This window comes from Kocuria sp. HSID17590 (assembly GCF_003989485.1).
In the GTDB taxonomy this organism is placed as follows: domain Bacteria; phylum Actinomycetota; class Actinomycetes; order Actinomycetales; family Micrococcaceae; genus Kocuria; species Kocuria salsicia.
This window is the reverse complement of sequence record NZ_RBMB01000049.1, coordinates 1-13129: the sequence shown is the minus strand read 5'-3', so window position 1 is coordinate 13129 and position 13129 is coordinate 1. Positions and strand designations below refer to the sequence as shown.

Sequence of the window (13129 nt, the reverse complement as noted above, 5' to 3'; positions counted from 1 at the left end):
CCCGCGGGCCGGTCACCGGCTCCCGGCGTGGGCGCGGAGCCCTCCGGCCGAGCGGCCGAGGGGTTCGCGTCGCCCGGGGATCCAGCGGCGGACGCCGTGCGGGGCGCACCCGCAGGGCCCGGCTGCGGGGAGAAGGCCCGGCGCAGCCCGTGGGAGAAGGAGGCCACCTTGATGAGGGGCTGCCCCACGGTCGAGGCCACGAGCGAGGAGAGGGCGGAGACGTTCGCGGAGGCGTCCGAGACGTTCGACGTGATGCCGTCCACCTTCTCCAGCTGCGTGTTGGTGGTGCTCACGGTGCGCGTGACCTCGTCGATCAGCGGGGTGGTGCCGTCGTTGACGGAACGGATGGTCAGCCGGAGCTCGTCGAAGACACGGCCCAGCTTGACGATGGGCAGCGCGAGCAGGCCCACCAGCACCGCGAAGACGAATGCCGCGATCAATCCGGCGATATCGCCACCGTCCATGGGGATCACTTCTTCCGTTCGAGCTCGACGATCTGGGGGCCGGCGCGCAACGCCGACCGACTGGCAACTCTACCCAACAACCCGTGGCGCACGGCGAACCGTGCCGCGGACGGCGAACAGCCCGCGACCGGAGCCGCGGGCTGTTCGTCCGCCGCCCGCAGGGGGCGGCGTGGTGCTCGGACGGTCAGGCCATCCGGGCGTAGTACTCGACCACGAGCTGCTCCTCGCAGGTCACGGGGACCTCGGAGCGCTCGGGCTTGCGCGTGAGCGTGGCCTGCAGCCGGTCGATCGTCACGTCCAGGTACGGCGGGGTGTTCGGCAGAACATCCTGGTTCGCACCGGTCGCGGCGATCTGGAAGGGGACCATCTTCTCGGAGCGCGGGTGCACGTGGATCATCTGACCCGGGCGCACGCGGAACGAGGGACGGTCCACGCGCTGGCCGTCCACCATGATGTGGCGGTGGACGACGGCCTGGCGCGCGGCGGCCATGGTGCGCACAAAGCCCGCACGCAGCACGAGGGCGTCCAGGCGGGTCTCGAGCAGAGCGATAAGGTTCTCACCGGTCTGGCCCTCGACGCGCTTGGCCTCGACGTAGGCGCGGTGCATCTGCTTCTCGCGGATGTTGTACTGCGCGCGCAGCCGCTGCTTCTCGGTCAGACGGACCTTGTAGTCCGAGTCCTGCTTGCGGCGGGCACGGCCGTGCTCACCGGGAGCGTACGGACGGCGCTCGAAGTACTTCTCGGCCTTGGGCGTCAGCGCGATGCCGAGGGCACGAGACTTGCGCACCTGGCGGCGCGCACGAGAACTGTTGTTCTGGGACAAGACTTGCCTTTCCTGCGGTTCGACGGTGCACGGGCGGGGCCCGCGCTCCGTTCTGGGTGGTACTGGCCTCCGGCGCGGGAAGTGGTTCCCGCGGGAGAGGTGCGGATCAGCCGCAATCCGACGTGCCTAGCGTCCGAGCGACATCCCGGGACGGTGGATCACCACCGTCCGCGGGCATGCCGCAACGCGACGTGCCAGCCAGCCCTCCACTATAGCCGATTCAGCTGACGTCCTCGTCCACCCAGTCGAGGGACTTGCCCACGGCCTTCGTCCAGTTGCGGAAGAGCTTGTCCTGCTCCGCGCGGTCCCCCTCCGGGTCCCAGCGCTTGTCCTCGGCCCAGTTCTGGGTGATCTCGTCCAGGTCTGCCCAGAACCCCACCGCGAGACCCGCCGCGTAGGCGGCACCGAGAGCGGTGGTCTCCGTGATCTTCGGGCGGATCACGGGAACGTCCAGCTGGTCCGCCTGGAACTGCATGAGCAGCTCGTTGGCGGTCATGCCGCCGTCCACGCGCAGCTCCGTGAGGTCCTGCTTGGAGTCCTTGTTCATGGCCTCCACCACCTCGCGGGACTGGAACGCGGTGGCCTCCAGGACGGCGCGGGCGATGTGCTCCTTGCGCACGTAGCGGGTGAGACCCACCAGGGCGCCACGGGCGTCCGGACGCCAGTGCGGCGCGAAGAGCCCGGAGAACGCCGGCACGAAGTACGCGCCGCCGTTGTCCTCCACGGCCCGGGCGAGGGGCTCGATCTCCTTGGCGTCCTGGATCAGACCCAGGTTGTCGCGCACCCACTGCACCAGGGAACCCGTGACGGCGATGGAGCCCTCCAGGGCGTAGACGGGCTTCTGGCCCTCGATCTGGTAGCAGACCGTGGTGATGAGCCCGTGCTCCGAGCGCACCGGGGTCTCCCCCACGTTCATGAGCAGGAAGCTGCCCGTGCCGTACGTGTTCTTGCCCATGCCCGGCTCGAAGCAGGTCTGACCGAACATGGCCGCCTGCTGGTCACCCAGGATGCCGGCGATCGGCACGCCCTTGAGGAATCCGCGGGCACGGCCCTTGCCGTAGACCTCGCTGCTGCAGCGGATCTCCGGGAGCATGGACATCGGAATGCCCATGGTCTCGCACAGCTCCTCGTTCCAGTCGAGGGTGTCGATGTTCATGAGCAGGGTGCGGGAGGCGTTGGTCACGTCCGTGACGTGGACGCCGTCCCCGCTGCCGCCGGTCATGTTCCACACGAGCCAGCTGTCGGTGGTGCCGAAGAGCAGGTCTCCGGCCTCGGCCTTCTCCCGCGCGCCCTCGACATTGTCCAGGATCCACTTGACCTTCGGGCCCGCGAAGTAGCTCGCCAGGGGGAGGCCGGTGAGCTCCCGGAACTTCTCGTCCCCGCCGTCCTTCGCAAACTCGTCCACGATGGCCTGCGTGCGGGTGTCCTGCCACACGATCGCGTGGTAGACGGGCTCACCGGTGTTCTTGTCCCACACGACGGCGGTCTCGCGCTGGTTGGTGATGCCCACCGCCGCGAGGTCGTCCTTGGTGAGCTCGGTCTCCGCGAGCGCGTCCGCCACGCAGCGGCGGGTGTTGCGCCAGATCTCCTGGGCGTCGTGCTCCACCCACCCCGCGCGGGGGAAGATCTGCTCGTGCTCGTACTGGCCCACGCCCACGATGTTGCCCGAGTGGTCGAAGACGATCGCGCGGGTGCTGGTGGTGCCCTGGTCGATCGCCATCACGTGCTTGGCTTCGGTCATGTCTGACTCCTTTGTCAAAAAGTGTGTTGCCTGCTGGGTGGCGCGGGTCAGCCGATGACCATGGCCGCGACACCGGCGAGGGCGCCGCCCACGATCGGGCCCAGGACCGGGACCCAGCTGTAGGACCAGTCGCTGCTCACCTTATTCGGAATGGGCAGCAACGTGTGCACGAGGCGCGGGCTGAGGTCACGTGCAGGGTTGATCGCGTAGCCCGTGGGTCCGCCGAGGCAGGCGCCGATGGCCACAACGAGCATCGCGACGGCGAGGGGGCCGATCTCACTGGGGGTCTCACCGAAGACGAGGATCACGTAGACGAGCACGAACGTGGCGATGACCTCGGTGACGAAGTTCCAGCCGTAGCTGCGGATCTCCGGACCGGTGGAGAAGACGCCGATCGTCGCGACGCCCTCCTCACCCGCCGCGTCGAAGTGCTTCTTGTAGGCCAGCCAGCACACGAGGGCACCCACGAAACCGCCCAGGAACTGCGCCACCAGGTACACCACGGTGCTCGCCGGGGTGATGGTGACGCCCGGGGCGTACTCCGCGTTGTGACGTGCCAGCATGCCGATGGTCACCGCCGGATTCAGGTGCGCCCCGGACGCGTGCGCCACGTAGACGCCCGAGAACACTGCGAGCCCCCAGCCAAAGCTGATCAGCAGCCAGTCGGCGCCGTTGCCCTTGGTCCGGGGCAGGACCACGTTGGCCACCACACCGCAGCCCAGCAGCATCAGGATCGCCGTGCCGAACGCCTCGGACAAGAAAACGGTGGACAACGCCACCTCGGTCACTTCATTCACTGCACCCTCCATTGGATGGTCGGGGGCCCGGAGGAGTTCCGGGCCCGAGATCTGTGATCAGCCCCGGCGGGGGTACGGATCGCCCGCACCAGCGCGCAGCTGCTGCGCCCTGTTCTCGTCCGTCTCCCGCAGCGCGGCCCGCTCGGCCTCGTGCAGCTGCGTGTAGAGCTCCACCTGACGGGCCTGCTCGGCCTCGTCCCAGCCGAGGACTTCGCCCATGATGCGGGCGATCGCCGGGGCGGCGCCCAGCCCGCCGTCGCGCTGGTCGTAGTTCAGGTGGGTGCGCCGGCAGATGACGTCCTCGAGGTCCAGGGCGCCCTCGTGGGTTGCCGCACGATGGATTTCAACCGCGAGGTAGCGCGGTGCGCCCTCCACGGGCTCACCCAGCTCGGGGTGCTCGGCCACGGCGTCCAGCATCTCGAGGGTCTCGTCCCCGTAGCGGTTGAGCAGTCGCTCGATGACCACCTGGTCCACGCCCGTGCGCCGGGAGAGGTGCTCGGCCTGGTTCATCAGCCCGGACCAGCCCTGTGCGCCCAGCAGTGCCACCTCGTCGGTGATCGACGGCAGCCTCTTGGCGGCCTTCTTGCCCAGGGCCGCGTCCACGGCGTCCTTGGCCATCACGCGGTAGGTGGTCAGCTTGCCGCCGGCGATTGCGAACAGCCCGGGCGCGGACTCCACCACGGAGTGCTCGCGGGAGATCTTGGTCGAGGGGGTCTCCTCGCCCTTGGTTCCTGGCTGCACGAGCGGACGAAGCCCGGCCCACGTGCCGATGACGTCGTCCACGGTCAGGGGGTCCCGCAGCACAGCGTTGGCGTGCTCGAGGACGTACTCGACGTCCGCAGCGTTGGCGGTGGGTGTCACGAGGTCCCGTTCGTACGGGGTGTCGGTAGTCCCGATGACCCAGTAGTCGTCCCACGGGATGATGAACAGCACGGACTTCTCGGTCTGCAGGATCAGCCCCGTGGTTCCGCTCAGACGCTCCTTCGGCACCACGATGTGGATGCCCTTGGAGGCCAGCACCTTCAGGCCGGTCTTGGACTCGGCGAGGTCCTGCACGGGCTCGGTCCACACACCGGCTGCGGAGATCACGGCCTTGGCGCGCACCTCGCGGGTCTCACCGGTGGTGATGTCCTCCACGAGTGCGCCGACCACGCGGCCCGTCTCGTCACGGACCAGTTTGCGGGCCGCCGCACGGTTGGCCGCGAGCGCGCCGTAGCGCTGGGCGGTGCGCACGAGGTCGAGGGTCAGGCGGGCGTCGTCCACACGCCCGTCCCAGTAGACGATGGCGCCCACGGCGGCGTCGTCCTTCAGCGAGGGGAAGGTGCGGCGCACGCCCTGCGCGCTGAGGTGGCGCTGCAGGGGCATGGACTCGCCCTTGGCGCCCACGTGGGCCAGGGCATCGTACATGCCGATGCCGGTGGCCACGAACGGGCGCTCCCAGCCCTTGTGCACCAGGGGGTACATGAACTGGATGGGCTTGACCAGGTGCGGGGCGATGCGGTGCATTAGCAGGTCTCGCTCCTTCAGCGCCTCTGCCACGAGGGCGAAGTTGAGCTGCTGCAGGTAGCGGAGGCCGCCGTGGACGAGCTTCGAGGAGCGCGAGGAAGTGCCCTGGGCCCAGTCCTGCGCGTCGATGATGGCGGTCGAGAGGCCCCGGGTGGCGGCGTCGAGCGCGATCCCTGCGCCCGTGATGCCGCCGCCGATGACTAGGACGTCCACGGGGTGCTCCGCCATGTCTCGCAGGTCGTCGCTGCGTTGCTGTGCGTTCAGTGAGGTCAGTGGCACGGTTGCCGCTCCTGTCTACCAAGGGGTTGCCGGTTGAGGTTGTAGGGCCACGTTCACGATAGTCCGCGTGCAACGGCACGGGAACAACCGGGGACCCGGCAGCCGGGATGTCGCGCGGTGCCCGGGCCCCGGGGGTGTCCCGCGGCCGCGGGACCCGCCGCTACCCGCCGCCGGTGCCGCGCACGAGCCCGCGCAGGATCTCCAGTCGCCTGGTCACGTTCTTCTCGTGGCCGAACTGGGTGGGTGCGTAGTAGTCGCGGCCCACGAGCTCGTCGGGAGGGTACTGCTGGGCGGCGACGGCGTTGGGGGCGTCGTGGGCGTAGACGTAGTGCGCTCCGTGGCCGAGCGCGGCGGCCCCGGGGTAGTGGGCGTCGCGCAGGTGCGGCGGCACGGGCCCGGCGCGGCCGGCTCGCACGTCCGCGATGGCGGCGTCCACCGCGAGGTACGCGGCGTTGGACTTGGGGGCGGTGGCGAGGTGCACGACCGCCTCCGCCAAGGGGATCCGGCCCTCTGGCATGCCGATCAGCTGCACGGCCTGTGCCGCCGCCACGGCGGTCTGCAGTGCCGTGGGATCAGCCATCCCGATGTCCTCGGACGCGGAGATGATGAGCCGGCGTGCGATGAACCGAGGGTCCTCCCCCGCCTCGATCATCCGGGCGAGGTAGTGCATCGCGGCGTCCACGTCCGAGCCTCGAATGGACTTGATGAACGCGCTCACCACGTCGTAGTGCTGGTCGCCCGTCTTGTCGTAGCGCACCGCCGCCCGGTTCACGGCCTCCTCGGCGTCCGCGAGGGTCACCGTGGGCGGGGCTGCGGCCCGCCCGTCCGTATCTTCCCGGGTGACGCCGCTGCCCTCCCCGGTCCCACGGCTTGCTCCGGTCTGTCCGCTCGTCCCAGTCCCACCGCTGCCGGCGGCCCCGCCATCCGCTCCGACCCCCACCGGTTCCCCGGCCTCGTCGTATCCCACGGCCCTCTCGCGCGCCCCGGTGCCGTTGCCTGCTCTCCCAGCGCCGTCCGTGGCCGCTGCGGCGGAGCAGTCCGTGGCATGGGAGAGCGCCACTGCGGCCGCCGCCTCGAGCGAGGTCAGCGCCTTGCGGGCGTCCCCGCCGGCCACGTCAAGCAGGTGCTCGCGCGCAGCGGGGTCCAGCCGCACGGCACCGTCGAGCCCGCGAGGCTCCGTGACAGCACGCTCGAGCAGCTCGCCGATGTCGGAGCGCTCCAGGGGCTGCAGGGTGAGCAGCAGTGACCGGGAGAGCAGCGGGGAGATCACGGAGAAGGACGGGTTCTCGGTGGTCGCGGCCACCAGGACCACCCACCCGTTCTCCACACCGGGCAGCAGGGCGTCCTGCTGGGCTTTGGTGAAGCGATGGATCTCGTCCAGGAACAGCACGGTGGTGCGCCCGTGAAGGTCCCGCGCGGTCAGCGCCTCGTCCATGACCCGCCGGACGTCCTTCACCCCGGCCGTGACGGCGGAGAGCTCCACGAAAGTGGTGTCGTGGCCTCGCGCGATCACGTGGGCGATGGTGGTCTTGCCCGTTCCTGGTGGGCCCCACAGGATCACCGAGGACGGCGCGGCAGGACCCGTGAGTCCCGTGACGAGCGCGCGCAGCGGGGAGCCGGTGCGCAGCAGGTGCTTCTGGCCCACGACCTCGTCGAGGGTGCGCGGTCGCATCCGCACGGCCAGGGGTGCGCGGGAGCGGCGCCGCCCGTGCTCCGAGGCAGAACCCCCGGAAGCGGCCGAGGGCTCCGGGAACGCGGGGTCGTTGGCGTGCGCCCGGCCGCCGCGTGCGGGGTCCGGCAGGTCGAACAGGGAGTCGCTCACGCCTCGACCCTACTGCCCGACCCGGACACGCACACGAGCCCGTTCCGGGCGTCAGTCGCGGCGCGGGCGCTGCAGGTCGTCGCTGTCCACCACGAGCGTGATGGGCCCGTCGTTGACCAGGGAGACCGCCATGTGCGCCCCGAACCGGCCGGTCTCTACCGTCAGGCCACGCTCGCGCAGCGCGGCGACGAACGCGTCGAACAGCGGCTCGCTCAACGCTGCCGGGGCGGCGTCCGTCCACGAGGGCCGCCGACCCCTGCGCACGTCCCCGTAGAGGGTGAACTGGCTCACGGCCAGCACGGGCGCGCCGCTGTCCTCGCAGGAGGTCTCCCCCGGCAGCACCCGCAGCCCGGCGATCTTCGCGGCGAGCTTCTGCGCCGTGGCGGGGGTGTCCGTGTGGGTGATCCCCACGAGCAGTGCAAGCCCCGGACCGTCGATCTCCCCGACCGTGAGGTCCTCGACCGTGACCCGGGCACCCGTCACCACTTGCAGCACGATTCGCATGCCGTCCACTCCACCACATCCGGAACCCGCAGCGGAACCGGCGACGACGCCGCGGTGCGCGGGCGGCGTCGTTGTCCCTATCCCGGGCCCGAGTCCTCCATGAAGCGGTGCGGGGCGGTCACCAGTACGCCGACGGCGAGCACCCCGAGCATGAGCCAGAGATACCCGAAGGAGGTCCACCAGTTGCCCGTGGCCCCGAAGAGCAGACCGAACATCAGGGGCCCGGCGCAGCCAGCGAGGTAGCCCAGGCCCTGCCCGAAGCCGGAGAGCGCGCCGGCGCCCGCAGTGGTGCGGGTGCGGATGTTGATCAGTGTCAGCGCCAGGGGGAAGGAGGCCTGGCCGAGCCCGGCGATCGTGATCCACACCCACACCAGCGGCAAGCCACCCAAGACCTCCCGTGGCCACTGCAGCAGCATGAGGTAGCCGGTGCCGTACAGCAGCACGGCGCACAGACCCGGCACGAGGGTGTTGCCCGTGCGGCGCACCAGCAGGGGCACCACGAGACTCACGGGCAGGCCGAGGATCGCGTAGAAGGAGAGCATTGCGCCGGCCTCGTGCTCCGAGAAGCCGGCGTCCACCACGAAGCGGGGAAGCCAGGTGAACATGGCGAACGTGTTGGACGAGGTGCCCACGAACATCAGCACCACCCCCCAGCCCACGCGGGTGCGCCACGGGGAGACCCGCCCGGGGCCCGCCGCGGGGGCGGTGACGCCCGGGACGGGGGCCTCGGCCAGCTCGGAGGCGCCCAGGACCCCACGGACGCACGCCACCCCGCGGCGTCGGCGATCGGGACCGCGAAGAACGGGGCCATTGCCGTGGACACTCCCAGCAGCATCGAGTACACGGCCGTGAGCGGCGCGATCCGGTTCGGGAAGTACTTCTTGATCACCGGCGGCAGCGCCACGTTGCCGATGCCCAGACCGCACATGGCCACGAACGTGAACACGAGGAACAGGATGACGTCCGTGCACAGGGCGCGCGCCACCAGACCCGCAGCGGTCAGGGCGCACGAGAGCATCAGCAGCGCCTCGAGCCCCATGCGGCGCATCAGGAACGCGGTGAGGAAGCCCGTCAGCGCGAAGCCCAGGGTGGGCATCATGGCGAGCACACCCGTGTTCGCTGCGGTGAGGTGCAGGTCGGTGGAGAGGCGTTCGAGCACCGGGGACACCCCGGAGACGCCGAGTCGGAGGGTGAAGGCAGTCAGAAGCACACCGGCCAGGGCCATCAGGCTCCGGCCGGTGTGCTGTTCAGCGGGTTGGACGACTACCGCCCGCTCTCGTTGGTCGTGGTGGTCTTGGACTCGCCGGAGGTGCGGGGCTCGGGCTTGGCGTCCACGCCCGCCTCCTTGCGCTGCTGCGCCGTGATCGCGGCGGGAGCGGCGGTCAGCGGATCGTAGCCGTTGCCGGTCTTGGGGAACGCGATGACGTCGCGGATGGAGTCGGTGCCCGCGAGCAGCGCGACCACGCGATCCCAGCCGAAGGCGATGCCGCCGTGCGGGGGCGCACCGAACTGGAAGGCGTCCAGGAGGAAGCCGAACTTCTCCCGGGCATCCTCCTCGCTCAGGCCCATCACGCGGAAGACCCGGTCCTGCACGTCCCGGCGGTGGATGCGGATGGAGCCGCCGCCGATCTCGTTGCCGTTGCACACGATGTCGTAGGCGTAGGCCAGCGCGGAGCCGGGATCGGTGTCGAACGTGTCCATGAATTCGGGCTTCGGCGAGGTGAACGCGTGGTGCACCGCGGTCCAGGCGCCGGAGCCCACGGCCACGTCACCGGACTCCACGGCGTCGGCCGCCGGCTCGAACAGGGGCGCGTCCACGACCCACACGAAGGCCCAGTCGTTCTCGTCGATCAGGCCCACGCGGTGGCCGATCTCCACGCGCGCCGCTCCGAGCAGCGCACGGGAGGTCTTGACGCCGCCGGCGGCGAAGAAGACGCAGTCACCCGGCTTCGCGCCCACGGCCTCGGCGAGTCCGGCCTTCTCCTCCTCGGAGATGTTCTTGGCCACCGGCCCGGCGATCTCGCCGTCCTCCTTGAAGAGGACGTAGGCGAGGCCCTTGGCGCCGCGCTGCTTGGCCCACTCCTGCCACGCGTCGAGCTGGCGGCGCGGCTGGGACGCACCGCCGGGCATGACCACGGCACCCACGTACGGGGCCTGGAACACCCGGAACGGGGTGTCCTTGAAGTACTCGGTGAGCTCGGTGAGCTTCAGGTCGAAGCGCAGGTCCGGCTTGTCGGAGCCGTAGTCCGCCATGGCCTGCGCGTAGGTCATGCGCGGGATCGGGGTGGTGATCTCCACGCCGATCAGTGCCCACAGCGCCTTCACGATCTGCTCGCCCAGGGCGATGATGTCGTCCTCCTCCACGAAGGAGGCCTCGACGTCCAGCTGGGTGAACTCGGGCTGGCGGTCCGCGCGGAAGTCCTCGTCCCGGTAGCAGCGGGCGATCTGGAAGTACTTCTCGATCCCGCCCACCTGCAGCAGCTGCTTGAACAGCTGCGGGGACTGCGGCAGGGCGTACCACGATCCCGGGGCCAGGCGCGCCGGGACCAGGAAGTCGCGGGCGCCCTCGGGGGTGGAGCGGGTGAGGGTGGGCGTCTCCACCTCGGTGAAGCCCTGCTCGTGCAGCAGGTTGCGGGCCACGCGGTTGACCTCGGAGCGCAGCCGCATGATGCGGGCGGGCTCCGGGCGGCGCAGGTCCAGGTAGCGGTACTTCAGGCGCGCCTCCTCCCCCACCTCCACGTGCTCGTCGATCTGGAACGGCAGGGGCGCGGCGGTGTTGAGCACGGTGAGCTCGTCCACCATGACCTCCACCTCGCCCGAGGGCAGGTTCGGGTTCTCGTTGCCCTCGGGGCGGCGCTCCACCGTGCCGGTGACCTGCAGGACGTACTCGTTGCGCAGCTGGTGGAACTGCTCCTCGTCGCGCACCACGATCTGCGCCACGCCGGACGCGTCCCGCAGGTCCACGAACGCCACGCCGCCGTGGTCGCGGCGGCGGCCGACCCAGCCCGCCAGCGTGACGGTCTGTCCGATGTTCTCGGCGCTCAGCGCGCCAAGCTCATGTGTTCGCAACAAGTGCATTCACCTTTTCATTGGTTGTGGTGCGGGGAGCACGTCCCCGGAGTTCTCTGGGCCGCGCACACGCGGCGCCTCTGGCACGGGGCACGACGTCGCCCGGCCCGGTGGGTTGTCTCCCGCGAGTCTACAAGCGCTCGGCGGCCCCGCGTCCCGGGGCCCGTGCGGCTGCGGCACCGCGACGGCGCGGCGTCGGCTCACGCCTTGGCAGCGGCGCCTCAGTCCTCGGACGACCCCGCGGCGGCGACGCCCGGGCGCAGGTCCTCGGGGGCAGGCTGCCACGACTGCGGGTCCGCCGGGACCTGCTCGCCGGAGCGGATGTCCTTGACCTCGTGGCCCACCGTGCCGTCCTCGGCCACGGTGGTGAACCACACGAACGGGATGCCCCGGCGTTCGGCGTAGCGGATCTGCTTGCCGAACTTCTGGGCCGTGGCGGCCACCTCGGTGGCGATTCCCCGGGAGCGCAGCGCGCCGGCGACGTCCTGCGCGGCGGACCACGACTCGTCGTCGTTCAGGGCCACGAGCACGGCCGAGGGCACGGACCGGGACGCCGAGGCCATCTTCTGCGACAGGATGCGCGTGACCAGCCGGGTCACGCCGATGGACAGCCCCACGCCCGGGAAGTTCTTCTTGCCGGTGCTCGCGAGGGACTCGTAGCGGCCGCCGGAGCACACCGAGCCGAGCTGCTCGTGTCCCACCAGGACCGTCTCGTAGACGGTGCCCGTGTAGTAGTCGAGGCCACGGGCGATCGACAGGTCAGCGACCACCTTCCCCGGCGCACGGCGGGCGGCCTCCCCCACGACCTCGGCGAGCTCCGCGAGGCCCTCCTCCAGCAGCTCGTTGCTCTGGCCCAGGGCCCGCACCTGCTCCACGAAGGAGGTGTCCTCGGTGCGGATCTCCGCGAGCGCCAGCGCGGCCCGTGCCTGCTCGGGGCTCGCGCCCACGGCCTCCTGGAGGTTGCGGGCCACCGCGTCCGCGCCGATCTTCTCGAGCTTGTCGATCTCCCGCAGCACCGCGGGGGCGTCCTCGAGTCCGATGCCCCGGTAGAAGCCCTCCGCCAGCTTGCGGTTGTTGACGCGCAGCACGAACGGCGGGATGGGCAGCGCCGACAGCGCGTCGATCATCACGAGGGCGAGCTCGACGTCGTAGCGGAACGGGAGGGTGCCGTCCCCCACGACGTCCACGTCCGCCTGCGTGAACTCGCGGGCGCGGCCCTCCTGGGGGCGCTCGCCGCGCCAGACCTTCTGTATCTGGTAGCGGCGGAACGGGAACGTGAGGTAGCCGTTGTTCTCCACCACGTAGCGGGCGAACGGGACCGTGAGGTCGAAGTGCAGCGCGAGCGCACCCTCCTTGGAGGAGTCCTCCTCGTCCTGCTGCAGGCGGGAGACGCCGTAGACCTCCTTGTCGATCTCGCCCTTGCGCAGCAGCTGCTCCACGGTCTCGACCGCGCGGGTCTCGATGGAGGAGAAGCCGTGCAGCTCGAACGTGCGGCGCAGCGAGTCGAGGACGTGCTGCTCCACGATCCGCTCCTCCGGGAGCCATTCGGGGAAGCCGGACAGGGAGGTGGTGCGTGCCATGGGTGGAACTCCTCGGTGTGGGTGGGCCACCGGCCGCGCCCGGCCGTGTTCGCCCTCGGCACGGTTCCCGGGACGGTCGTGACGGTGTCTGCTGCCATTCTAGGGCGCGCCCCTCGTTAGGATGGCCGTGTCCACCAATGGAGCCCCCGCCGGGTGAGCAGCGCCACAGCGCCCTCCCGGTGAGGCCCTGCAGAAAGAGTTGTAGCGGTGACAGAACGTCCTGAATCCGACGACCGCCGTCCCGAGCAGGGACCGCAGACCCCCGAGGCGCCCGAGGAGCGCTCCCCCCAGACACCCGCGGCTGAGAGCCCTGCGGCCGGAACTCCCGCGTCCGAGTTCCCCGCGGCCGAGACCTCCGCCCCGGCGACGCCCGCACCGGTGGACCACGAGGCTGACGCGACCGACGACGCAGCTGCGCCCGAGACCACTGGTGCACCCGAGACCGCTGCGGCGCCCGAGACGGCCACCGCGGCAGCGTCGGGCAGCGGTGCCGCAGCGCCCGCCCCCACCCCGCGGCCGTCGGCTCCCACGCCGGGTGCGCCGT

11 protein-coding genes and 1 pseudogene are annotated in these 13129 nt (G+C 70.7%); 1 reads left to right on the top strand and 11 read right to left on the bottom strand.

The window, feature by feature from the left end; genetic code table 11:
- The 11 genes from D8M39_RS11920 to hisS form a co-directional block, all read right to left on the bottom strand.
- Positions 1 to 464, bottom strand: a 464-nt coding sequence (locus D8M39_RS11920) for a DUF948 domain-containing protein (RefSeq protein ID WP_371413787.1), incomplete at its 3' end; no start/stop codon positions are given.
- A gap of 184 nt (positions 465 to 648) precedes the next feature.
- Positions 649 to 1287, bottom strand: a complete 639-nt coding sequence (rpsD, locus tag D8M39_RS11915; RefSeq protein ID WP_055084635.1) for a 30S ribosomal protein S4 — start codon at positions 1285 to 1287, stop codon at positions 649 to 651.
- A gap of 220 nt (positions 1288 to 1507) precedes the next feature.
- Complete coding sequence (glpK, locus tag D8M39_RS11910; protein ID WP_126875080.1) at positions 1508 to 3028, bottom strand: glycerol kinase GlpK; 1521 nt, start codon at positions 3026 to 3028, stop codon at positions 1508 to 1510.
- A 47-nt stretch (positions 3029 to 3075) separates the two neighbouring features.
- Positions 3076 to 3837 carry an MIP/aquaporin family protein gene (locus tag D8M39_RS11905; RefSeq protein WP_174233447.1) on the bottom strand — a complete coding sequence of 254 codons (762 nt, stop codon included), beginning with the start codon at positions 3835 to 3837 and terminating at the stop codon, positions 3076 to 3078.
- Positions 3838 to 3882: 45 nt separating this feature from the next.
- Positions 3883 to 5610, bottom strand: coding sequence for a glycerol-3-phosphate dehydrogenase/oxidase (locus tag D8M39_RS11900; protein ID WP_126875078.1), 1728 nt, complete (start codon positions 5608 to 5610; stop codon positions 3883 to 3885).
- A gap of 160 nt (positions 5611 to 5770) precedes the next feature.
- Positions 5771 to 7432, bottom strand: coding sequence for a replication-associated recombination protein A (locus tag D8M39_RS11895; RefSeq protein ID WP_238694079.1), 1662 nt, complete (start codon positions 7430 to 7432; stop codon positions 5771 to 5773).
- Between the two features lie 51 nt (positions 7433 to 7483).
- The gene (dtd, locus tag D8M39_RS11890; protein WP_126875077.1) at positions 7484 to 7936 is read right to left on the bottom strand and encodes a D-aminoacyl-tRNA deacylase; all 453 of its coding nucleotides are present in this window, start codon (positions 7934 to 7936) and stop codon (positions 7484 to 7486) included.
- A 77-nt stretch (positions 7937 to 8013) separates the two neighbouring features.
- On the bottom strand, positions 8014 to 8574 hold the full coding sequence (locus D8M39_RS13060) for a hypothetical protein (protein ID WP_238694078.1): 561 nt from the start codon (positions 8572 to 8574) through the stop codon (positions 8014 to 8016).
- Positions 8574 to 9161 (bottom strand): CynX/NimT family MFS transporter, encoded by a 588-nt coding sequence (locus D8M39_RS13055; RefSeq protein ID WP_238694077.1) that lies wholly within the window; start codon positions 9159 to 9161, stop codon positions 8574 to 8576. The genes D8M39_RS13060 and D8M39_RS13055 overlap by 1 nt, the downstream gene beginning before the upstream one ends.
- Positions 9162 to 9199: 38 nt before the next feature.
- Positions 9200 to 11008, bottom strand: coding sequence for an aspartate--tRNA ligase (gene aspS, locus D8M39_RS11880; RefSeq protein WP_126875081.1), 1809 nt, complete (start codon positions 11006 to 11008; stop codon positions 9200 to 9202).
- Positions 11009 to 11226: 218 nt separating this feature from the next.
- Positions 11227 to 12585 carry a histidine--tRNA ligase gene (hisS, locus tag D8M39_RS11875; protein WP_055084623.1) on the bottom strand — a complete coding sequence of 453 codons (1359 nt, stop codon included), beginning with the start codon at positions 12583 to 12585 and terminating at the stop codon, positions 11227 to 11229.
- Positions 12586 to 12792: 207 nt separating this feature from the next.
- On the opposite strand from hisS, the pseudogene D8M39_RS13050 reads away from it, so the two are divergent.
- Positions 12793 to 13129: pseudogene (locus D8M39_RS13050) on the top strand (hypothetical protein); the annotation flags it as partial.